Source organism: Paenibacillus sp. FSL W8-0439, from assembly GCF_038008995.1.
Lineage (GTDB): Bacteria > Bacillota > Bacilli > Paenibacillales > Paenibacillaceae > Paenibacillus > Paenibacillus polymyxa.
The window spans coordinates 901143-924229 of the sequence record NZ_JBBPAK010000001.1 but is presented as its reverse complement, the minus strand read 5'-3'; the positions used below and the strand labels follow the sequence as shown (position 1 = coordinate 924229).

General features: G+C 47.4%; 24 protein-coding genes. 8 read left to right on the top strand and 16 right to left on the bottom strand.

The annotated features are described in order from the left end of the window. The first annotated feature begins 137 nt into the window (after nt 1-137). Complete coding sequence (locus tag MKX36_RS04165; protein WP_017426192.1) at nt 138-581, top strand: Lrp/AsnC family transcriptional regulator; 444 nt, start codon at nt 138-140, stop codon at nt 579-581. Between the two features lie 86 nt (nt 582-667). On the opposite strand, the gene MKX36_RS04160 is transcribed toward MKX36_RS04165, so the two are convergent. The 7 genes from MKX36_RS04160 to MKX36_RS04130 all read right to left on the bottom strand — a co-directional run bounded on the left by MKX36_RS04160 (nt 668) and on the right by MKX36_RS04130 (nt 8114). Then, on the bottom strand, nt 668-1867 hold the full coding sequence (locus MKX36_RS04160) for an MFS transporter (protein WP_290403576.1): 1200 nt from the start codon (nt 1865-1867) through the stop codon (nt 668-670). A 355-nt stretch (nt 1868-2222) separates the two neighbouring features. Continuing rightward, nucleotides 2223-3509 (bottom strand): threonine ammonia-lyase IlvA, encoded by a 1287-nt coding sequence (gene ilvA / locus MKX36_RS04155; protein WP_031462902.1) that lies wholly within the window; start codon nt 3507-3509, stop codon nt 2223-2225. A gap of 332 nt (nt 3510-3841) precedes the next feature. Beyond that, nucleotides 3842-4681, bottom strand: coding sequence for a carbohydrate ABC transporter permease (locus MKX36_RS04150; RefSeq protein ID WP_016819794.1), 840 nt, complete (start codon nt 4679-4681; stop codon nt 3842-3844). A 3-nt stretch (nt 4682-4684) separates the two neighbouring features. Continuing rightward, nucleotides 4685-5647 carry a carbohydrate ABC transporter permease gene (locus MKX36_RS04145; protein ID WP_016819793.1) on the bottom strand — a complete coding sequence of 321 codons (963 nt, stop codon included), beginning with the start codon at nt 5645-5647 and terminating at the stop codon, nt 4685-4687. 27 nt (nt 5648-5674) lie between these two features. Further along, nucleotides 5675-6967 carry an ABC transporter substrate-binding protein gene (locus MKX36_RS04140; protein WP_016819792.1) on the bottom strand — a complete coding sequence of 431 codons (1293 nt, stop codon included), beginning with the start codon at nt 6965-6967 and terminating at the stop codon, nt 5675-5677. Between the two features lie 237 nt (nt 6968-7204). Continuing rightward, nucleotides 7205-7429 (bottom strand): small acid-soluble spore protein Tlp, encoded by a 225-nt coding sequence (tlp, locus tag MKX36_RS04135; RefSeq protein WP_016819791.1) that lies wholly within the window; start codon nt 7427-7429, stop codon nt 7205-7207. Between the two features lie 73 nt (nt 7430-7502). Continuing rightward, nucleotides 7503-8114, bottom strand: a complete 612-nt coding sequence (locus tag MKX36_RS04130) for an alpha/beta hydrolase (protein ID WP_340864258.1) — start codon at nt 8112-8114, stop codon at nt 7503-7505. A gap of 212 nt (nt 8115-8326) precedes the next feature. Here MKX36_RS04130 and MKX36_RS04125 point away from each other — a divergent pair, with 212 nt between their 5' ends. Together MKX36_RS04125 and MKX36_RS04120 are read left to right on the top strand one after the other, a co-directional pair. Then, entirely contained in the window at nt 8327-8638 is a 312-nt protein-coding gene (locus MKX36_RS04125) for an autorepressor SdpR family transcription factor (protein ID WP_016819789.1), read from the top strand. After that, nucleotides 8635-9291 carry an SdpI family protein gene (locus MKX36_RS04120; RefSeq protein WP_340864257.1) on the top strand — a complete coding sequence of 219 codons (657 nt, stop codon included), beginning with the start codon at nt 8635-8637 and terminating at the stop codon, nt 9289-9291. The genes MKX36_RS04125 and MKX36_RS04120 overlap by 4 nt, the downstream gene beginning before the upstream one ends. Nucleotides 9292-9362: 71 nt before the next feature. Here the strand turns inward: MKX36_RS04120 and MKX36_RS04115 are convergent, their stop codons facing one another. After that, nucleotides 9363-10187 (bottom strand): aldo/keto reductase, encoded by an 825-nt coding sequence (locus tag MKX36_RS04115; RefSeq protein ID WP_017426185.1) that lies wholly within the window; start codon nt 10185-10187, stop codon nt 9363-9365. 45 nt (nt 10188-10232) lie between these two features. After that, a complete protein-coding gene (locus MKX36_RS04110) occupies nt 10233-10526 on the bottom strand; it encodes a putative quinol monooxygenase (RefSeq protein WP_017426184.1) in 294 nt (97 codons plus the stop codon). Between the two features lie 161 nt (nt 10527-10687). Between MKX36_RS04110 and MKX36_RS04105 the strand changes: the two genes are divergently transcribed. The 5 genes from MKX36_RS04105 to MKX36_RS04085 all read left to right on the top strand — a co-directional run bounded on the left by MKX36_RS04105 (nt 10688) and on the right by MKX36_RS04085 (nt 16242). Beyond that, nucleotides 10688-12361, top strand: coding sequence for an ATP-binding protein (locus tag MKX36_RS04105; protein WP_151255675.1), 1674 nt, complete (start codon nt 10688-10690; stop codon nt 12359-12361). Then, nucleotides 12354-13082 (top strand): response regulator, encoded by a 729-nt coding sequence (locus tag MKX36_RS04100; RefSeq protein WP_031462898.1) that lies wholly within the window; start codon nt 12354-12356, stop codon nt 13080-13082. Before MKX36_RS04105 ends, MKX36_RS04100 begins: the two co-directional genes overlap by 8 nt. A gap of 204 nt (nt 13083-13286) precedes the next feature. Further along, nucleotides 13287-14267, top strand: a complete 981-nt coding sequence (locus MKX36_RS04095; RefSeq protein WP_016819783.1) for an ABC transporter substrate-binding protein — start codon at nt 13287-13289, stop codon at nt 14265-14267. After that, on the top strand, nt 14264-15268 hold the full coding sequence (locus tag MKX36_RS04090; RefSeq protein WP_090888522.1) for a FecCD family ABC transporter permease: 1005 nt from the start codon (nt 14264-14266) through the stop codon (nt 15266-15268). The genes MKX36_RS04095 and MKX36_RS04090 overlap by 4 nt, the downstream gene beginning before the upstream one ends. Then, a complete protein-coding gene (locus MKX36_RS04085; protein WP_016819781.1) occupies nt 15265-16242 on the top strand; it encodes a FecCD family ABC transporter permease in 978 nt (325 codons plus the stop codon). The genes MKX36_RS04090 and MKX36_RS04085 overlap by 4 nt, the downstream gene beginning before the upstream one ends. Before the next feature lie 174 nt (nt 16243-16416). Here MKX36_RS04085 and MKX36_RS04080 read toward each other — a convergent pair whose 3' ends face one another. The 7 genes from MKX36_RS04080 to purH form a co-directional block, all read right to left on the bottom strand. Further along, entirely contained in the window at nt 16417-16842 is a 426-nt protein-coding gene (locus tag MKX36_RS04080) for an OsmC family protein (RefSeq protein WP_044787193.1), read from the bottom strand. A 49-nt stretch (nt 16843-16891) separates the two neighbouring features. Beyond that, entirely contained in the window at nt 16892-17641 is a 750-nt protein-coding gene (locus MKX36_RS04075; RefSeq protein WP_017426178.1) for an amino acid ABC transporter ATP-binding protein, read from the bottom strand. Between the two features lie 14 nt (nt 17642-17655). Continuing rightward, nucleotides 17656-18303 carry an amino acid ABC transporter permease gene (locus tag MKX36_RS04070; protein ID WP_340864256.1) on the bottom strand — a complete coding sequence of 216 codons (648 nt, stop codon included), beginning with the start codon at nt 18301-18303 and terminating at the stop codon, nt 17656-17658. 85 nt (nt 18304-18388) lie between these two features. Then, nucleotides 18389-19246 carry a transporter substrate-binding domain-containing protein gene (locus MKX36_RS04065; protein ID WP_017426177.1) on the bottom strand — a complete coding sequence of 286 codons (858 nt, stop codon included), beginning with the start codon at nt 19244-19246 and terminating at the stop codon, nt 18389-18391. 99 nt (nt 19247-19345) lie between these two features. Then, nucleotides 19346-20023 (bottom strand): TetR/AcrR family transcriptional regulator, encoded by a 678-nt coding sequence (locus MKX36_RS04060; protein ID WP_016819775.1) that lies wholly within the window; start codon nt 20021-20023, stop codon nt 19346-19348. A gap of 124 nt (nt 20024-20147) precedes the next feature. After that, entirely contained in the window at nt 20148-21413 is a 1266-nt protein-coding gene (gene purD, locus MKX36_RS04055) for a phosphoribosylamine--glycine ligase (protein ID WP_340864255.1), read from the bottom strand. A 63-nt stretch (nt 21414-21476) separates the two neighbouring features. Continuing rightward, entirely contained in the window at nt 21477-23021 is a 1545-nt protein-coding gene (purH, locus tag MKX36_RS04050; protein ID WP_016819773.1) for a bifunctional phosphoribosylaminoimidazolecarboxamide formyltransferase/IMP cyclohydrolase, read from the bottom strand. Nucleotides 23022-23087: the final 66 nt, after the last annotated feature.

Below are 23087 nucleotides of genomic sequence, written 5' to 3'. Positions count from 1 at the left end.
TTATTTATAGCAAGTGTGTTTATTATATAAATAATTTCTTTCGTCTTGCATAAAACAAACAAGTTAAATAAAGAAATTTTCGATGATTCTAAAGGTATTTGAAAGAAATAACTTTTAAAACAAAGGAGTCGATTTTTTTGGACGAAATCGATAAAAACATCCTGCTCCATTTGCAGAACCAGGCAAGATTATCAATGACAGATTTAGGAAAGCTGGTGGGACTGTCTCAGCCAGCCGTAACGGAACGTGTAAAACGCATGGAAGAAAAGGGGGTTATCGAGGAATATCGAACCGTCATTTCTTCGCAAAAAGTGGGTAAGCAATGCACAGCCTATATGCTTGTTCGGACCCGGAATTGCTATCCTTTCCTTGATTTTTGTCGTTCATCACCGGAGGTAACGGAATGTTACCGGATAAGCGGAGAGCATAATTATTTATTGAAGGTCCTTACGGAAACAACCCAGGAGCTGGAAGAGTTTGAAAACCGGTGCGATCAATACGGAACCTATACGACTCTGATCGTAATGTCTTCACCGATCGCTTATAAAAATTTCATTGGAGAAACGAATTTGCTTGCATAAGATGTAATTCTCTAATCCCAAAAAAATGAATCCGCCATGCAGCGGATTCATTTTTTTGCTTATGTTACACATACTCATGGATTTCTTTAGGAAGGAAAGCCATGCTTTTTAGCTAGCCAAACTGCAAGCAAAGAGGGAAGCAGCAGGATGATTAATGAGCCCGGAAGAAATCCGGCTCCAAGCAGTTCGAGAAGAAGCCCGCCGATAATGCCTCCTCCGCCGATTGCCACATTCCATGCAGTAACCAGCATCGATTGGGCTATATCTGCGCTTTTTCCCCCAGCTTGTGCTATTGCTGTTTGTAGTAAAGTGGCTGCCCCGCCAAACGTAAGCCCCCACGCCGTAACACCAAGAATGATGATTTCAGGTTGATTTATTCCTATTCCCAAGGCTACAGAAGCCAAAGCAAATCCTGTGATGCTGATTAAAACCAGCATTCTTAGAAAACGGTCAATCAGCATGCCTATCACCCAAATGCCGACTACCGAGGTAATTCCGAAAATAAGAAGAACCAAATCCACTCGCTGAGCAAACGCGGTTTCCGCAAGATACGGTGCAATATAAGTGTACAAAATATTATGAGCTAGTACCCATGCCAAAACGACAAACAGAATCGTCCGTACACCGGGAATCAGGAAAACCTTGTGAAAAGGGAGTTGATCACCGGCAGGCTCACCTGCATAATCCGGCACCTTCCAGAGCACCCAGCCAATAAGGGCTGCAGTCAGTAATGATACAGCTCCGAAAATGAGACGCCACCCAGTATATGTTCCGAAAAAAGTACCAAGCGGAACGCCCAGCGCCAATGCCAGCGGGGTGCCGACCATGGCTACGGCCATCGCTCTTCCTTTCAGCGAATCAGGCACCATGCGCCGCGCATAACCGGCCGTCATCCCCCACAGAACACCTGCTGAGACACCTGCGAAGAAACGCGCGACAAGCGTCAGCACATATACGGAAGATAACGCGGTGATGGTGTTAAATACAAGAAAGCCGATGATGCACAGCAGCAGAAGCGGTCGGCGCCTCCACCCACGGGTAGCCGTTGTCAAAGGAATGGCGGCTAGAAGAGATCCAACCGCATAGAGAGTAACCAATTGTCCAGCAAGAGCTTCTGTGACCCCTAGATCCTGTGCAATTTGCGGCAGTAATCCAGCAGGCAGGCTTTCCGTAAGAATGCAGATGAATCCCGCCATGGCTAAAGCCAGCAACCCGACCCACGGGAGACGTTTGGAAGACGACACATTTGCACCGCCTTTTCTTATAAGAGCAGTGTTTAAGTTCACGAAAAAAATCTCCTTTATTTATTTTTTGCCGCTTAAAAAAGCTTTCGCTTCCGTATAAGCTTATATAAATAAAACACTTTTTTACATGGATGATTAAAGGGGGATGAAGTGAATTAAGAGGAAAAAACTTTTATTTTCACGAAAATTCCATGATTTTAAAAGCAAAAATGTAATACAGTAGTTTCCTTACCCTAGATTAAAAATAGGCGTACCTTATTGCGCCTAACAGTAGTCATTATTATTTTTCGCGAACCAGCTATCCTGCCGGTAGCTTAATGCCGTTCCCAGTCTAATGGTTTATTTTCTTTTTACAATAACATTGCACATACAAAAAAAAGAGCCCGTAGGCTCTTTGTTAGATTAGCATATTAAACAGATTCTCATTTTTGTTCAATTCCGTATATTGAATCCCTTTGCGATTCATCCGTTCAATTAAAGGAAGATAGTCCTCCTTGTGGAACAACTCAATGCCGACCAGCGCCGGGCCGTTTTCCTTATCATTCTTTTTCGTATACTCAAACCTTGTGATATCATCGTCTGGTCCAAGCACATCCTGAAGAAACTCACGCAGTGCCCCTGCTCTTTGCGGGAAATTAACCATGAAATAATGTTTTAGTCCTTCATAAATCAGGGAGCGTTCCTTAATCTCCTGCATACGATCAATGTCGTTATTGCCACCACTAACGATACAGACTACTGTTTTGCCTTGAATCTGCTCACGATACAGATCAAGTGCTGCTACAGGCAGCGAACCCGCGGGCTCCACAACAATCGCATTTTCATTATACAGCGCCAGAATCGCTGTACATGCCTTGCCTTCCGGTACCTTCACAATATCATCCAAGGTATGTTTACAAATGTCATATGTTAACTGACCCACTCGCTTCACCGCAGCCCCGTCAACAAACTTGTCTATGTGCTCCAGTGTAACGACCTTGTTCAAACGCATCGCTTCCGTCATCGATGCTGCACCCAGGGGTTCTACACCGATTACTTTGGTGGTCGGATTCACAGTTTTAACATATGTGCCTACGCCTGCCGCCAAACCGCCGCCGCCAATCGTCACGAACATATAGTCCGCAGGTGTATCCAGGCTTTCCATCACTTCCATCGCAATCGTGCCATTGCCCGCAATAATTTTCGGTTGATCGAACGGATGGATAAAGGTCATTTCCTGTTCGCTGCATACCTTCATGGCCTCGTCATAAGCATCGTCAAACGTATCTCCAGTCAAAATGACCTCTACACTGTCTCCGCCAAAGCGACGTACCTGCTTCACCTTCTGATTGGGCGTTGTGCTCGGCATAAATATTTTACCGTGGATGCCAAGCGCGTTACATGAAAAAGCCACACCTTGCGCATGATTACCCGCACTCGCGCACACGATCCCTTTTTCCATTTGCTCAGGAGTTAGGCTGCGGATCATGTTGTAAGCTCCACGGATTTTAAAGGACCGCACAACTTGGAGATCCTCTCGCTTCAGATACACATTACAGTTATATTTGGCCGATAGGACGGCATCCCTCTGTAAAGGTGTACGAACAATCACCTCACGCAGCATATGATGCGCCCGTACAATATCCTCCATGCCAACGGTTGACGCTGTGGCCGGCTCAGTTTTCTGGGTTTCTGTTGGTTCCATAGGTTCTCCACGCTCCGCCTGAATATTTCTGTATTGAGCATTTTGCATAAATCCCAAGAGCGATTTCAAATCAGTAATATATAGATCGAATCGGTTTAGTTCGTCTATATATTAAACTTTTGAGCGTTAGGAATCGAATTATGCAAAGTGCTGTATTTGAAATCTTTCAAACATCATACCACGTTTACCTATAGCTTGTGCAGTTGATAGTCATGAAAATGAGAATGAAAATCATTGAGTTCATAAAAAAACAGGCCGAGACAATGCCCGACCCGCCTTTCCTGACTCTATACATTTCTTGTCTTCAGTCGACTCATTCAGCACCGCAATGATTATCCTTTTACCCCGCCTGCAGTCATCCCTTCAATAAAGTAACGCTGGAAGAACAGAAACACGACGAGAATCGGCAAAATAGCCAGGACTGAACCGGCAATCAACACATCATAATTGTTGCCATATGGCGTCAGCAGACTGGACAGACCGATTGGCAGTGTCAGCATGTCGTTAGTACGCAATACGATCATCGGCCACAGGAAGTTATTCCAACTGTTCATAGCTTGTAAAATAGCCATTGCCGCAAAGGCAGGTGCCATCAGAGGCATCATAATCCGCACAAAAATACCATACTCTGAACAGCCGTCAACCCGTGCAGCATCCATAAAGTCCTTGGGTACCCCGCTTAAATATTGACGGAAGAAAAAGATCGGAATCGGTGCGACGACAAATGGCAAAATCACACCCCATACCGTATTGATCAGCTTCATACCGATCATGAGTTTGTAAAGTGGCAGCATAATAATTTCTACCGGGATCATCATCACGACCAACACCAGTGTAAAAATCACATTTTTCAGTCTAAAACGATACATCTCCAGGCCATACCCGACCATCGCGGACAATATCAGACATAACACCGTAAACAAGATAGTAATGACAAGGCTATTCCAGTACCATTGAAAATAATCCGTCGTCCCCTGAAAGATAAACGCATAGTTTTTTAAGGACATGATGGCCCACTCCAGCTTGAGATTCAAGCCGTAGCGCAGCAACTCCGTTGATGGCTTGAATGAGGCAAGCGTCACGGCAAATAGCGGAAACAGGGCGAACCCGGCAAACAGAATGAACAGGACAACGAGAAATGCAGATAACGGGCCTTTTTGTTTCTGAGCCATCGCTTAATCCTCCTTCCGAAACATGCCAAAAAATTTGAGCTGGATCAGGTTCAGTACTAATGTGAATACGAGCAATACAATCCCTACCGCTGCTCCAAAGCCCATGCTGTTCTGTTCCAGACCTTGGCGATAGAGATAGCCAACGATCGTCAATCCAATATCATTCGGAGAGTTGTTTCCGTTCCACAGCATATAGCTCTCGGTGAACATGGACAATCCGGCATAAATACTGATCGTAAATACGTAGATTGTCACGGGTTTTAGCATAGGAATCGTAATCCGCCAAAATGAATCAAAGCGGCTGGCCCCATCGATCTGAGCAGCTTCATACAACTCGGGAGGAATGTTCTGTAACCCCGACATGTAGTACAGCATGTTTACCCCCAGCCATCTCCATAAGGCCAACACGATCAACGCTAAAAAGCCGGTGTTCGCATTCATTAGCCATTTGTAAGGCTCAAGACCGAATATCCCCAACAGGGAGTTCATCAGCGAACCATCCAATTCCCCGAACATGAGTCGGAAGATTGTTCCTGCTACCACTACTGAAGTTAGTGCGGGTATAAACATTACGGAGCGAAACAGCCCTCTACCCGGCATTTTAGGCGAATTTAGCAATACCGCCAGTACCAGTGGCAGAGGAATCAACACGACCAGTGTAAGCAGCGTGTACAGGACGCTGTTCAATATTGCTTTTCCAAATGTAGGATTCATTAAATCCTTATAATTTTCCAGGCCAACATAAGTTGTTATCCCAGGCAAGACTTCCTGAAAGCTCATAATGACCGTCGAGATGACCGGATACGCAAAAAACAGCGCAAAGGACAGTAAAAATGGAAGGACAAATACATACGGTGCCGTACGACTGGAATGAATAAAGCGGCTCCATTGGCTTCTGGTCGGACGCTGAGTTTTTGGCGGCTGACCTGTCGGTACATTAGCGTTCGTATGAACGGGCGTTGCCATGAATCTCACTCCCTTTCCTGTTGGGGTCTATCTCAGTTCATCTGCTAGCTCATGCAGCACCGTGGCTGGATCTTCGCCACTCTGTAGTGTCCGATAAAGTATTTTATTACGTACAGCACTGGCGATGTCAGGCGTTTTCGGTCCAATATGCACCGCATTAATTTCATCTTTTACTTCGATCAGCGTATCAAAAATATTCGTTCCGAAATAATCCGTAAATTTATTTTTGGCTTTGGCTTCCGGCATAGTCCACACTTCACTGCGGATGGGATCAAACCCTAGTTGCTTCCAAATCTCCACATTCCCTTGCTTGGACAGCTTGGCAAAGGCTAGAAAACGCATCGCCAAATCCTGGTGCTTCGATTGGTTCGTGACTACCGTTCCGGTTCCGCCCATACCTGCTGAGCGATAGCCGCCTTTTTCCCACGCCGGCATCGGTCTAATGATGACTTTTCCTTTCAAGTCAGGCATGTAATCCGTAAAACGTCCCATATACCACATCGGCATCCACACTGAAGCGGCCCCGCCTTTGTTCATAAACCCGTAGTATTCCTCCATATGATGCCCGCCACCCGGTGCGGGAATAGCGATTTTGTCTTTTATCATCTGTTGGAGAAACTCAAGTGTTTTAATATTGGTTTCGTTATCCAGCGTCAACTCGCCCTTGTCATCCAAAAAATCTGAATTTTGCTGGGAGATCATCGGCCAGTAGCTCCACAGGTCATTGGTCTCCAAGGTCGCCATCGGCTTGCCCGTTTTGGCCAGCACTTGCTTGCCAGCAGCAGCGTAGTCTGCCCAGGTAACGATGGAATCCGGGTCTACCCCCGCCTGATCCATAATCTCTTTATTGTAATACATCACTTCGGCTCCAACGTGAAAGTCAATGCCGTAATACTTACCGTCTTTGCCGTAAATCTGTACTCTGGAAGGCACAATGTTATTGATCTCAGGGTCAATCACCGGATTGAGCGGGACCAATTGCGGTATTCCTTTGAGGAAATTACCAATTTTGTTGACCTCAATATCCGCGATATCCGGCGCTCCCACCCCTGATTGCAACGCAATCGAGAGCTTGCTGTGGTGGTTGTCATAAGGAAATGTATTCGCTTTCAAATTAATCAATTCATCAGGGTGCTGTTGGTTCCATTGGTCAGCCATTTGCAGAAAAAACTTCTCATGCAGTTCATTGAATGTCCATAATACAAGTTCTGTTCCCGGCCCATCCTTTTCATCAGTCTTGAAAGAACAACCTTGCAGCAGTCCAGCCATCAAAACCACCGCCATAAGCATCAAAGCCATGCTTTTTCTTCGCAGCAGCATATCCTTCCCCCTTCGCATGATGAAATCCTAATTCGTAAATGATTGCGCTTTCTTTTATTATTTAACATCAATACAAATTAGTTTACAACAATATTATTCAAAAAAAATTCGTTTTTGTGTAAAACAGATCTCATTGCATTATAGGGGGAAAATGAATTGGATGGGAATATGATGATTTCTGCATAAAAAAACGACCCAACTCCAATTGAAACTCGGAGTTGGGTCGCGCTATGTTAACTACTCTTGCGAATGTGCTGCTTCGTCTTTCACTTCTTCTCGAAATGATCTAATACTTTGTTTACGACGATTATTTTTTTCTTCGATCTGCTGACGCTCCTCATTGCTGATTTCAGAGGAAAATTCGTTTAGATATCCTTCAGCCTCATGAAGATTCTGCAATGTATTCTGAATATTTTGTTGCAAATGCTCCACATTATCTGCTCGATTATCCGGTTTTGCCATCGGTTTGACGCCTCCTAATCATAGAATCGCTCACTAGAGCGCTAAACCGTAGCTTGATCGTTATCGAGTTATTTTATACATTAAAATGCTTTCCAAACCATCGGCCTGCGGCTTCGGCTTCAGTGCGAGTCAATTGATGACCATTGCGTTCCAAGTAGGCTTCTACCTGTGCTCCGGCCCCTTCCAGCAGGGCTTGCAGCTCCTGAGATTCCGCCGCTGGAACAATGGGGTCATTTTCACCGGAAGACAGAAATACAGGGACACCGTTCAAGTCCGGCAGTTCCAGCCCTCGCAATGGCACCATAGCATGATGGAGAATGGCCCCACGCAGCGCTTTTGCATCATGGAAGAGCATACTGGCCGCTATGTTGGCTCCATTGGAATAGCCCAGAGCCACCACTTTGTTACGGTCAAAATCATATTGCTCTGCAGCTGAATCAACAAATTCGCTTAGTTCTTTGGTACGAAATACGAGATCCTCAATGTCGAACACACCTTCTGCCAAACGGCGAAAGAAGCGCGGCATTCCATTTTCCAGCACATTACCTCTCACACCTAACACAGATGCGCCTGGTGCAACCAAATCAGCCAATGGTAGCAAGTCTTGTTCATTCCCGCCGGTACCGTGCAACAGCAAAATAACCGGAGCTTGCGGATCATTTCCTTTACGAAAGACGTGTTTCATATCTATTCCCTCCTCCAATTAACTTTAAATTAAGAATCTTATTTTTGTATAATTTGATTATAGCCCATTTCACTGCTTTATACAAACATAATTGACCTCGTTAATTTTTTCTAAAATGATGTCTTGTTCCATTGACATGTAGTATAGCTTTATTTTACTATGTGATTAGATATTTAGAGAATTATCTAAATATCTAAAGGAGTGAGCAAACTTTGAATGATGCCTTCAAAGCCTTGGCTGATCCGACCCGGCGCAAAATATTGCAGCTTTTGAAAGAGAAAAGCATGAGCGCGGGCGACGTCGCTGAGCATTTTCAAATCAGCAAGCCCAGCATATCCCACCATCTGAATTTGCTGAAGCAGGCGGGGCTTGTGCTGGATGAGCGACAGGGGCAAAGCATTATTTACACCTTGCATACAACAGTTGTGGCGGATGTCATCGGCTGGATGTTCAGTATCGCCCAATCGGATGCCCCTGTAAAACCAACTTCGAATGATATTAAGGATACGGAGGGGTCTGAATGAAGTTCCGAACACGTTGGAGCTTGACGGATGTTTTGACGACTTTGCTTGCCTTATCACCTGCTATAGGCGCTTTACTACTGTATAACCGGCTTCCCGATGTGCTGGCCTCTCATTTTAGCATGGACAATACCGCAGACGGGTATATGAGTAAAAACAGTTCTATTCTCATGCTGGTGCTGTTGGGGCTGGTGCCTTTGCTCCTTCGGCTATCCCGCTACATGGACCCCAACAGAGCAAATTTCAAGAAATTTACTAAAGCCTATGAGGTTACGCGTGTAGGCACTTCGCTCATTCTCGCTATAGCCGGTTGGGGAATGCTGCTGTATAACCTGAATTATCGGCTACAGATGCTTACGATCCTTTATGGAGTGCTGGGTCTGATGCTGCTGGTGCTGGGTAATTATATGACTCAGGTACAGCCAAACTATACCTTCGGTATCCGCACGCCATGGACTCTGTCCAATCCGGAAGTATGGCGTAAAACGCACCGTTTGGGCGGACCTATGATGATGTTCGGTGGTGCTTCGGGCTTGGTAGCGGCATGGGTCGATGGAGTGGCGGGCACCGTCATTTTTCTCACCGGGCTGTTTATATCCGTCGTCATTCCTGTACTCTACTCCTTCCTACTGCATCGCAAAATAAATCATCAGTAGGGATAAAAAAGGAACCTCCCAAACCGCGATAAAAGCAGAATGGGAGGTTCTTTATACATCTACATATTCCATTAGAACAACAGCTTATCGGGATGAGTACCCACACGCTCATCCAGATGAAGACCATTAATTCGGTCAATATCCTCAGTCGTCAGTTCAAAATCGAACAAATCGGCATTCTCGCGGATACGATGCGCGGTAACCGATTTGGGAATCGTCACAATTCCCCGATCCAGATGCCAACGCAAAATAACCTGAGAAGTCGTTTTGCCGTATTTGGCAGCAATCTCAACGATATCTGGCTGCTCCGTCAGTTTCCCCTTCATCAGAGGACTCCACGATTCAAGCTGGATCTGGTGTTCCCGGCAGTATTGATGCAGCTCCTGCTGAGTCAGACGCGGGTGAAGCTCTACCTGATTAATGACAGGTACAATATTACTGTCTTTCAGGAGGTCTTCGAGATGGTGAATTTGGAAGTTGCTTACTCCAATCGCGCGTACGCTTCCTTCTTCATACAGCCGTTCGAACGCCTTCCAAGTTTCCTTGTACTTGTCCTTGCCAGGCCAATGGATAAGGTACAGATCAATGATATCCAGGCCCAACCGCTTGCGGCTTTCCTCGAAAGCACGCAGTGTTGAATCGTAGCCCTGATCTTGATTCCATAGCTTAGTGGTCACAAACAGATTGTCTCTGTCCGCTCCACTGTCACGAATGGCTTGTCCGACCAGTTCCTCATTGCCGTAGATCGCCGCGGTATCAATGTGACGATAACCGACCTCAATAGCTGTTTTGACTGCTTCGTAGACCTCATTGCCTTCCGCCTTGTACGTACCAAAACCAAGCCAAGGCATCTGAACTCCGTTATTTAGTAAAGCTGTATCCGCAATGTTCCCCATGTCTATCTCCTCCTATTCCTAGTTATAAATTATCCAACGGGATGATTACAGTTTAGTTGCATCCTGAAAAGCATTCACTTCAAGCGGAGCAGCCAACAATTCTTTAGCTGCAGCAACAAATGCCTGGAAATGGGCAGACTTGTTATGGAAATCTACAGCAGCAGCATCCTTCCACTCTTCAACCATCGTAAATGCGTTGGGATCATTCAAATCCTGCATTAACGTATAGCGTACATTGCCTTCTTCAGCTTGTGATGCGCTGATCAACCCTTGGGTTTGTTGCAAAAAGGTCTCTCTCTTTTCTGGTAAAACTTTCATATCTGCATGAATAATAATCATAATATTTTCCTCCTCGTATTATGTAACTATTTCTATTATAGACCATTCTTTCGATAGATTAAAAGTGCGGCCGTTTCTGGAATACAGTAAAATGATTCATATTGGGGTGTTTATCCGCTGATCAACTGCTCCTATATTTTGTTTAATGGCGGTGAAGGCATGTGCGTTTTCAGACAAAATTAATGGTATTCATATCCCTTTTAGTGCTAGTCGTTACCGGGCTGTTGGGATTATCCTTGCGTTATATGATTACCTCCGCCTTGTACGAAGAGATTGGGAAAAGGGCACTGACTGTGGCCAATACGCTTGCGGTAGATGCACAGGTCAGGGATGCTCTGGAACAGACCGACACGACGCAATTACGTGTTCGGATCAACGAAGCAGTGAAACCTGTCCAAGCCAGCACCGGCGCTGATTTTATTACGATTGCAGATCGTCATCTCATTCGGCAATGGCATGTTAACCCGGAACGCATCGGGCAGCCTATGATGGACCCGCTGAATAATAAGGTGCTGCAAGGACATTCCTTTATTACGGAATCCACCGGCTCTCTCGGACCGTCACTGCGAGCCAAAACCGCAGTCTATGATGAACAAGGCCGAGCTATCGGACTCGTTTCTGTAGGTTTCCTGATGACAGATGTGGCGCAAAATATTCGTACATACACATATACATGGCTGTGGTTCATGGTAGGCGCGCTAATGATCGGCATATTAGGAAGTCTGGTTATAGCACGACGGGTAAGGCACGAACTGCATGGGCTGGAGCCAGTGGAGATTGGACGTTTGTATCAGGAAAAGCAAGCCATTCTCGAATCCATAGGTGAAGGGATTATCGCGGTTAATAGCAGTGGACAAGTCACACTTGCCAATCCACAAGCCGTCCGTTTGCTTGGTCTTCCTCCGGAAACTAGCCTCTATGGATGCGAGCTTCGTCATTTGGCGGGCGCCGCATATCAGCTGGCAGATGTACTTGCTACAGATTTTATCGAAAAGAATCCTAGCATGAAGCCGGATCAGGAACAAAACGTATTCAATGAGGAAATTGAGATCCAACAACGAGTCGTAGTCGTCAGCCGTGTACCGATCAAGGATCGATTCGGACGAATGCTAGGCACCGTTGCCAGCCTGCGTGACAAAACAGAGCTGCTTCGCATGACGCGGCAGTTGACAGAGGTCAAGGATTATGCGGACGTGTTACGATCACAAACACATGAATATACCAATCGGCTATATCTCATATCCGGCCTGATTCAGTTGGAGTGTTATGACGAAGCAGTGGACTTTATTACTCAGGAATCGGAAGAGTATCGTGTACATAGTTCCGTTTCGTCTTCTCTTTCACCCGATTCAATCATCGCCAGCCTGCTGATCAGCAAGAAAAAACAGGCGTTGGAAAAAGGGATTGTACTCCATTCATATATAAAAGGAGCATTTTCAACCCCGTCTCCTGCGTTGGAGTGGTCGCTTCTTGCTACCATTGCCGGAAACCTGCTGGACAATGCTATGGAAGCAGTTGCAATAGGCTCTATACCTGACGGACAGGTCTGGTTCCGGCTTGAAGAAATGACTGAAGCCATCGTCGTCGAAGTTATGGATAATGGATCGGGTATTTCGGAGGATATCCAGGAAAAACTGTTCGTTAAGGGAGCATCAACTAAAGCAGAGGCAGGACACGGATATGGCCTTGCTCTCGTGCAGGAGTACACCGAACGAATGAGTGGCTCCATAAAAGTACATGAACGGCCTGGTGGGGGTAGCATTTTTGAAGTATACATTCCTTTAATTAGAACAGACACGAATCATGATGTAAAAGGAGGTCACGGCCATGAATGAGCGGGTTTTATCGGACATTGAGGTTCTTATTATTGAAGATGATCCGCGAATTGCGGAGATTAACCGACGATTTATTGAAAAGGTGGACGGGTTCACCGTATGTGCAATAGCAACGAACGAATTTGAGGCAAAGCTTCAACTGGATGTATTGCGACCGTCTTTAGCCGTGCTGGATGTTTATTTTCCCGATACGAATGGTCTAACCCTACTATCGTTCATCAAGCAACACTATCCAGCTACAGATGTCATTATGCTGACTGCCGCCAAAGAAGCTGAAACTGTGGTACAAGCGGTTCGAGCAGGCGTATTTGATTTTATCGTAAAGCCGCTCGTATTCGAGAGATTGCGGGCGACCTTAGAGGAATATGCTCGTTTTCGCCGCCAAGTCACAACATGGCAAGAAGAACACTCTACGGTGGAGCAATCGGAAATTGACCGTCTGCTTCAAAGCGCGGGCACGGGTCGGATGACGGGTAACGGAGTAGGAGAGCTATGGGCCAAAGGCATTGATAAAGTCACTTGCGAAAAGGTGCTTGATCTCCTGAACCGACGAGGTGAGGTAACTACGGGTACAGTGGGAATTGAGCTAGGTATGAGCCGATCTACCGCCAGAAGGTATCTGGAATATTTAGTGGAAAGTGGCGATGCTCACCACGATCAGGTATACGGAACTGTCGGCAGACCGGAGCGTATCTACCGCAGACGGCAGGAAAATGCATAAACCACCAATTCATACGTCTGGTCTCTTCCATCCTCTCATCTCGCTTGTGATTTTAATGAACTTAATTCTCATAATATGCTAAAATGGTTTAAATGATCACATTATTTACGTCCCCTTTCCCGGTTGCTAGAATGGTCAACAGTTAGTTAATTGATAATGATTATCAGTTTCTCTGGTAAGCATATTTGGAACGGGGGACAACATATGGCAACACCGAAACAGCCACTACGCACAGGCGTGCTGCTTGCAGCGATTCTGGTACTACTGACAGCCGTTATGGCGGGATGTGGAGGCCAATCACAAAATAATAACGCAGCAGCACCTCAAACCACAGGCGACACTCGAACGATCAAACATGAGATGGGAGAAACCAAAGTTACAGGCAAACCCAAAAGAATCGTGACGTTGGAATTCTCTTTTGTCGATGCTGCTACCCAACTGGGCGTGATGCCTGTCGGCATAGCTCAGGAAAATGATGATGATATCGATGGGCTGCTTGGCAAAAGAATCGACTTTACACCTGTCGGCACACGCAAACAGCCGAACCTGGAAACGATCAGCTCTTTGAAGCCCGATTTGATTATTGCTGATCTGAACCGTCATAAGAGCATTTACAAAGAACTAAGTGAGATTGCTCCTACCATTGTTCTAAAGAGCCGCAATTCCTCTTATGAGCAAAACCTGGCATCCTTCGGCGTTATCGCTGACGCGTTGGGTGAGAAGGAAAAGGGTGAGCAAATTCTCGCAGCACATAAAGCCACAATGGCAAAGCTGAAAGAAGGCATCCAAGCTGGTGAGTCACGTAGCGTATTGCTTGGGGTATTTCGTTCTGATTCACTATCGGCTCACGGCGCTTCATCTTTTGATGGACAACTGCTGGAGCAAGCAGGCATCCACAATGCCCTTCAAAATACAAGCGAGCCTACAGTCAAGCTGACACTGGAGCAGATTGCACAAGCTGATCCGGACGTGATCTTCTTAGTGGAAGCCGATGAGAAGCTGCTTGCAGAATGGAAGCAAAATCCGTTATGGCAAAACATTACGGCCGTGAAAAAAGGGGAAGTTTACGAAGTAAACCGGGCACTGTGGACCCGGTACCGTGGACTCGGCTCTGCCGAGAAAATACTGGAGCAAGCGATTTCGCTTCTGTATCCCGCGCAAACTAAAGGAGACGGCTCCCGTTGATCGGACAAGCCTTACGCGACCGGCTAAATAAGCCGGTCTTCTTTGCACTTCTATTCGCGCTGCTGGCTGGACTATTGCTGAGCGTGGCGATTGGCCCAGTCAGGATGGACATCCCCACCATGCTGACTGCACTATTCACCGAGCATCCGTCCAAGGATCAGCTCATTATCTTGACGATACGCCTGCCACGTGCCGTCATTGGTCTGATCGTCGGCGCCGGGCTTGCCGTGGCCGGAGCGCTGATGCAGGCCATCACACGCAACCCGCTGGCTTCGCCACAGGTATTTGGGGTCAGCTCTGGCGCTTCGCTGGCTGTCGTCCTGTCGGTCGTGCTGCTGCCTAATATCGGGTCGTCCGGCAGCATTTATTTTGCTTTTGCCGGAGCGATCGCAGGTGGCTCCTTCGTATATGCGCTGGCCGGAACGGCGGGCATGACGCCAGTCAAGCTGGCTCTTGCCGGGATGGCTGTGCATCTGCTGCTGGCCTCTGTCACTCAGGGACTGCTCGTGTTCAACGAGCAAATATCCGATGTACTGTATTGGCTCGCCGGAGCCATCGACGGGTCTACTTGGGCCGACACGCGTCTGGTGCTGCCATGGTTCGCCGTCGGTTTGATCCTTGCATTAGCGCTAGCCCCTTCGCTATCTGTGCTTAGCCTCGGTACAGAGGTCGCACAGGGACTGGGGCAAAACGTACGTCTTGTCCGCTTGCTGGCCTCAGTTTCAGTTATTATGCTGGCAGGCTCTGCTGTAGCGGTAGCCGGGGCCATCGGCTTTGTGGGTCTGATGGTGCCGAATATCATTAAGGTATTTACAGGCGACAATTACAAACGGGTCATCCCCCTGTCTGCAATCTGCGGAGCTCTGCTGCTGACATATGCGGACGTGCTTGGACGATTTATTGCCTTTCCTTATGAATCGCCCGTTGGTATTGTAACCGCATTGGTGGGTGCGCCCTTCTTTTTATATCTGGCGCACAAGAATGGGAGGGCTTCACGATGAAAAAGCTGTGGATTTTACTCGTGATAATGATGGGTGTTTCCTTTACAGCTATCGGCGTGGGCAGCACCTACATTACGCCCGCTGAGCTGATCACGGCGCTGACTAACCGAAATGCCTCTTCCTGGTTCATCGTTCACCATTATCGACTGCCTCGTGACCTGCTGGCCATCATGGCCGGTGCTGGTCTTGCTGTAGCCGGCGTGCTACTGCAAGGCATGATTCGCAACCCACTGGCTTCGCCGGATGTGGTGGGTGTATCCAAGGGAGCCGGCTTTGCTGCGGTTCTCGTCATCGTGCTGCTCCCCTCATCCCCGGTGGCGCTGCTGCCTGTCGCTGCCTTTGTCGGTGCCGGGTTAGCTGCACTACTGCTCGTACAGCTTTCGATGAGGGGAGGCATGCGTCCTAATATGCTAGCCTTAACCGGGCTGGCGGTAGGTGCTATCTTCCAGGCTGCGACCGATTATATTCTGGTCAAATATCCACTCGAAGCCAGCGATACGCTGACTTGGCTAGCTGGAAGCTTGTGGGGCAAAGGCTGGGATGAAGTATATGGGCTTTTGCCATGGTTAATTGTATTGCTGCCTCTTGCCTATACACTACAGCACAAGCTGGATATTATGAGTCTGGATGAGGAAAGCTCCGCTGGTTTGGGACTTAGCGTGAAGCGTATGCGCACAGGACTGCTGGCCGTATCTGTGGCCTTAGCTGCTGCCTGTGTCGCTGCCATCGGCTCCATCGGCTTTATAGGGCTGCTGGCACCACATCTGGCACGGCGATTGTTTGGTAATCGCCACCGCTATCTGTTGCCCGGCGCAGCCATGATCGGTGCCCTGATCCTCGTCCTTGCCGATGCACTCGGACGGGGGCTGAAGCCGCCGCTCGAAATCCCCGCCGGCATCGTGACAGCCGTAATTGGCGCGCCCTATTTCCTGTATCTCTTGCTGCGGGAACGCAAACAAAAAAGCAGCGGATAAGGAAACCTATAGACCGATCCGCTGATTGGTTTCTTTTCTAAACGATTCATCGTACAGTAACTTCGATATGCATTCCACACACAAGATTTCATTATGCGTCATATTGTCAGACAACATAAAAAAAGAGAGCCCTCCTGTATATAACACAGGCTGACTCTCCTCACCCCTCAACACTTACGCTGGATAGGGTACTTCTGTTCCATTCAAAATGAGGTGCATCCGGATTTCCGCTTTTAGGGAATCAGATACTGCACAATATTTTTCCTTCCCCATCTGAATCGCTTTCCATACGCGGTAATCTGGAATATCTCCATCTACGTGAAACGTCAGATCAATCGCTGTAAATCCTGTTGGCATTTGCTCCTTGCGTGTACCTTCTGCATCAATATCAATTCGAGTAATGTCTGACAAAAAACGATCCAAAATCATCGTAATATCAATACCGATACATCCCGCCAGACCTGCAAGCAGCAGTTCCATCGGTGTCATTCCTTTACCATCGCCGCCATAAGCCGCCGTAGCATCCATCCCTACGGAATAACCGGACGGTCCTTCCGAAGTAAACGCGCGTTTGCCATGCCAAGTTGTAGATACTTTCATAATCAATTGCCTTCTTTCCATCTTAGTGATCTATGATTCATCCTCTAACTTAAAACTCGCTAATTTGACGCAAAAACTTTTGTGTCCTCTCATGCTGGGGAGCATCAAAAAACGCCTGTGGTGCAGCTTCTTCCACAATGATACCGTCCGCCATAAATACAACCTTGTCTGCCACCTCGCGGGCAAATTTCATCTCATGCGTCACGACGACCATCGTCATTCCATCTTGAGCCAACTCCCGCATAACCCCCAGCACCTCACCCACGAGTTCGGGATCAAGCGCCGATGTCGGTTCATCGAACAGCATAATCGCCGGGTCCATCGCCAGTGCACGTGCAATAGCTACCCGTTGCTGCTGTCCACCGGACAGACGAGATGGATGTACATCCTGCTTATCCAGTAACCCCACCCGCTTCAGCAGCTGTTGTCCGATAGACATAGCCTTGTCGCGCGGCATTTTCTTTACTGTCAGCAGTCCTTCAATGACATTGCCGATAGCTGTTTTGTGCGGATACAGATTGAATTGCTGGAACACCATCCCCGTCTGCTTGCGAATATCACGAATGGCTGCTTGGCGGGCACGAACAGGAGCCATAGCATCAACCTCAATCCCGTTCACCTCAAACTTGCCAGAAGACAACTCTTCCAGTCCGTTCAGGCAACGCAGCAGGGTACTTTTACCTGAACCGCTGGGACCGAGCAATACGACGATTTCACGAGCGGCAACCTGAAAATCAATGCTTTTCAGAACCTCTACCTGTCCGAATCGTTTACCTAATCCGTTTGTTGTTATCATCATCTATCATCTCCACCTTAATAAGCTCGAGCCAGACGCTTTTCCACCCGCTCCAGTATAGCGGAGAATCCAATGCTCATAATCCAGTACATCAGGGCGATTTCGAGCAGAAACGGCATGTAGTGCAAATACTGCGCCTGTAAAAGCTGTGCCTGTCGCATCAATTCACTAACCCCGATAACCGACACAAGCGACGTTTCTTTAAGCATACCCACGAACGTATTCCCCATCGGTGCAATTGCAATGCGCAACGCCTGTGGAAGAATGATACGCCACATCGTTTGACCAGGCGACATTCCCGTCGCATAAGCAGCCTCAGTCTGTCCCTGTGGTACGGCTAAAATAGCTCCACGGAACGTCTCCGATAAGTACGCCCCTGTATTAATACTAAGCGCGAGACAAGCAGCCGTTAACGATCCGAAAGATATTCCGTAATCATCCAGACCATAATAAATGACCGCAATCTGCACCAAAACCGGCGTTCCCCGGATGATCGATACATACATACGAGCCAGCCACCGAACAGGTCGATTCCCCTTCAAGCGCGCTACAGCAACAATCAAACCAATAATTAAACCAAACAGCATAGAAACAATCGTTATATACAGCGTATAATAAGCGCCCTTCAATAAAAAAGGGACGTTCTCCCACATTAATTCTAGCATCAATTATATTCCCTTCTTTCAGACGAGTGGCCCCATGTCAGCATAAAAGCCAAGACTGGAGCCAGACGCCTGTAACAGGCTTACGTTATTCTTTTGGCTCCTCGCCAAACCATTTTTTGAAAATTGTTTTGTAAGTGCCGTCTTCCTTCATTTCCTTCAGAGCCTTGTTCAAGGCTTCCTTGAGCTCAGGAGTTTTCTGGTTAATGGCTACAGCTGCTAGGTCTGATTTAATCGGCTCGCCTACGGCTTTAATTTGGAACCCGTTTTTGTCGATAATGGGTTTGAGAGCATATAGATTGTTAATGGTTGCATCAATACGACCAGAGTTTAGATCCTTCAATGAAGTAATGACATCATCATATGTTTTGATCTCAAAATCGCCTACCTTTGGCAGCACTTCGTTGCGCAGATAAGATTCATCATTTGTCCCCAAGCCGACACCAATGGTTTTGCCTTTAAAGTCTTCCAACTTCGTAATGTCATTTGTTTTGCTATTCACGATAATATTCACATTATTGGTGATATAGGGATCTGTGAAGTCAATGGCCTTCTTGCGATCCTCTGTAATCGCAACCTGGCTAACCACTGCATCGAATTTTTTCTTTTGCAGACTTGGAATCAATCCCGAAAATTCTTGGGCCGTGAATTCCGCTTTTACTCCAATCCGTTTCGCCAACTCTTTGGCAATATCCACATCAAACCCGTCCAACTCCTTGTTGTCGTTCAAGAAATTGTACGGTGGGTAAGTGCCCATCATGCCTACCTTCATTACACCGGCCTTCTTGATGGCTTCGAGCTGATTGGCGGCTGCTTCATTATTGCTGCCCGTTCCAGTTCCGGTATTGGAAGCTTCCTGTTTGGTACCGCAAGCGCTCAGCACAAGGCTGAACAATGCCAGAGCCATGAGTGTGGTCACCAAGAATCCTTTTTTACGTGTTTTCATGTATCGTTCTCTCCTGTCTAGATGTAAATGTTTAAGTTTGTATGTGTAATTTGGCTATATTATTTGTTGCACACTACTCATTCATGCGATGTTGACCGTCTAGCTTTGACCTAATAGTCCGTAAAATTCAAAATTAGCAGCCTCTTCTGCCAATCTTGTAGCGGATACCTGCTTGATGTGGTCATGTGTTCCCTCTGAACCGAATAACCAGCGTATAATGATCCCTTCGATCATGCTCATGAGTAGTGCAGCCCTTAATTCGACATCTAATTCGGCAGGCAACATGTTCAGCTCGATCGCTCTCTCCATATTGCGCCTGAATGCAAGCTCCATTGCAGTCCTGGTCTCACGGATACTCTGCCGTACGGGTTCATCGACACCACTGCCGATCAGCAGCAAACCCATCAGATAACGGTTCTCCAATGCAAAATGAAATAGCCGAACAAACAGCGCTTCCGATGCCTTGACCATATCAGCCAGCGTTCCTGCATCACGGCGATACCCCTGCCCGATCGCTGACAAAAGTTGTTCACGGCCTGTTGCGATAATCTCCAGCGCCAGAGCCTCTTTACTTTTAAAATGCCAATAAAATGTGCCTTGAGCTACTCCTGCCTCCACCACAATATCTGAAATCTTCGTTTGGTGGTAACCCTGCTCAGCAAACCGCTTTAACGCAATGTGAAGAAGCTGAGTCCTGCGGTCTGTTTCTTCTCCCCCGTGATCAACAGGTGAGTCATTCGAAAGGGTTTTGGATTGCTTCGCCTTGCGTGGCTGCATGGGTTTCCTCCTCCCGATTGATCAGTCAGTCAGTTTTGTATTTTTAATCCTATAGGATAAGTATACTTTTGTCAAACGAAAAAAGAGAACCTCCGCAGAGGTCCTCTTATCCTATATATTGCTGTTATAGCAATGCTTTTGCCGCAATGTCTGTACGGTTTTGCTTGCCTTCAAAGGTAATACGAGCCGCCTGTTCGTAAGCTTTGTCCCGTGCCTCGGCAATGTCACGTCCCAAACCAACCACACCTAATACGCGTCCGCCGTTCGTTACCCACTCACCCTGTTCGTTGATGTCTGTTCCGGCATGGAACACGATGGCTTCGTCAGCCTGATCCAGTCCATGGATAGGTACCCCTTTGGCGTAAGCTGCGGGATAACCTCCGGATGCCAGCACGACACACACCGCAGCTTCATCCTTCCACTCGATCTCCACCTGATCCAGTGTACCGTTCACGGCAGCGAGAAAAATATCGAGCAAGTCGGATTTTAGGCGAGGCAATACGACTTGTGTTTCTGGATCACCAAAACGTGCATTAAACTCAATGGTCTTCGGCTTGCCGTCCGGCGAAATCATCAGACCAGCAAATAAAACACCACGGAACGGGCGCCCTTCAGCAACCATAGCCTTGGCCGTCGGCTTAATAATCGTCTCAATGGCTTCCTCAATAATAGAATTGGCTATGTGAGGCAACGGGGAATACGTTCCCATGCCACCTGTGTTCGGTCCTTTGTCACCGTCAAAAACCGGCTTGTGATCTTGGGCCGCTGCCATTGGACGAACCGTTTCACCATCCACAAAGGAGAGAATCGACATTTCCTGTCCAGCAAGGAACTCCTCAATCACGACCTGTGCACCCGCTTCTCCAAAAACCCTCGCTACCATAATATCGGACAGCGCCTTTTCCGCTTCCTCCATCGAGTAAGCAACTGTCACGCCTTTGCCTGCTGCCAATCCGTCGGCCTTAATGACCACCGGAATAGGCTGTTCCTTCAAGTAGGCATGTGCCTCCTCATAGGTATAAAACTTGCGGTAAGTTGCTGTCGGAATTTGATATTTGTGCAGCAAATCCTTCATGAAGATTTTACTGCCTTCAATTTCCGCTGCATTTTTACGCGGTCCGAATACTGGAATGCCCTTCGCTTCAAAGGCATCCACAATGCCGTCTGCCAGCGGATCATCGGGACCTACTACGACAAGTCCGACTTTTTTGGATTCCGCCAGTTCTGTCAGCGCGTCAAACTCACTCACCGGAATCGGCACACACTCCGCTAATTGTCCGATGCCAGCATTACCTGGCGCACAATAGATTTGTCCGGCCTTGGGGCTTTTCTTCAGCGCCCACACAATTGCATGTTCGCGGCCGCCCCCTCCGATAACCAAAATATCCATTCAGGTGATTCCTCCCGCCCCATTATGATCGTTCAGGTGTGCTGCATCCACAACTCACACAACTTAGTGCTTGAAATGACGTACGCCTGTAAAGACCATAGCAATGCCATATTCGTTAGCAACCTTGATAGATTCCTCATCTTTAATGGAACCGCCCGGCTGAATGACTGCTGTAATGCCTGCTTTAGCTGCCAACTCCAGCGTATCGCCCATCGGGAAAAATGCATCCGATGCCAATACGGCACCTTTTGCTTTGTCACCGGCCTGCTCGATCGCAATCTTGGCTGCTCCGACACGGTTCATTTGTCCTGCGCCTACGCCAATGGTCATATTATCTGCCGCCAGTACGATAGCGTTGGATTTCACATGTTTAACCACTTTCCAGCTAAACAAAAGTTGTTTCAGTTCCTCCTCGGATGGCGTACGCTCTGTTACAACCGTAAGTGCATCCGGGTCCACAGCATGAACGTCATTTTGCTGAACAACCATGCCGCCTTCAATGGAAGTCACGACGAAACGGCTCTTCGCCTCAGATGGGGAAAGCTCACCCAGATCAAGCAAACGGATATTTTTCTTTTTCGTTAAAATCTCCAATGCTTCTTTCGTGAAGCCCGGTGCCAATACAATTTCCAAAAAGATTTCACTCAGCTTATTTGCTGTATCGCCGTCAATAATCCGGTTAGCCGCGACAATGCCGCCAAAAATCGAGGTTGGATCAGCTGCGTAAGCTTTGCTGTACGCTTCATAAATACTGCCGCCAATTCCCACACCGCAAGGATTCATATGCTTAACTGCAACTACTGTCGGCTCGCTGAATTCTTTGACGATTTGCAGAGCTGCATTCGCATCATTGATATTATTGTAAGACAACTCTTTACCGTGAAGTTGCTTCGCTGTTGTTAGTGTACCCTTGGCCGCCAAAGGCTCACGATAAAATGCCGCCTGTTGATGGGGATTTTCGCCATAACGCAAATCCTGAATTTTTTCATAGGTTACAGTGTAACGCTCAGGCAGAGGATCACCTGTCACATTCGACAAGTAATCGGAAATCAAAGCGTCGTATGACGCCGTATGACGGAATACTTTTGCAGCCAAACGCTTACGAGTATTTAGCTCCGTGTCACCATCCTTACGTATTTCCTCCAGTACAGTGCTATAGTCATCCGCATCGACCACTACACTGACAAAAGCATGGTTTTTTGCCGCAGAACGGAGCATCGTTGGACCGCCGATATCGATATTTTCAATCGCGTCCTCATAAGTTACACCGGGTTTGGCGATCGTTTCCGCAAAAGGATACAGGTTCACAACGACCAGATCGATATAATCCAATCCAAGCTCCTTCATCTGGCGCTGATGCTCTTCATTATCCCGAACAGCCAGCAAACCGCTGTGTACCGCAGGGTGGAGTGTTTTAACACGTCCATCCATAATTTCTGGAAATCCCGTTACCTCTGAAATACCGATGACAGGAATGCCCTCCTTCGACAGCAAGCTGCTCGTTCCCCCTGTCGAAACGATCTCCACACCCAATTTGGACAACTCGCGACAAAACTCCACGATTCCCCGTTTATCTGATACGCTGACGAGCGCTCTTTTAATACTCACCCTGTCTCCTCCTTTAGCTCTTTCAGAATTTTGCAAATTTCTCTTCAATCAATTTATTTCCCGAGA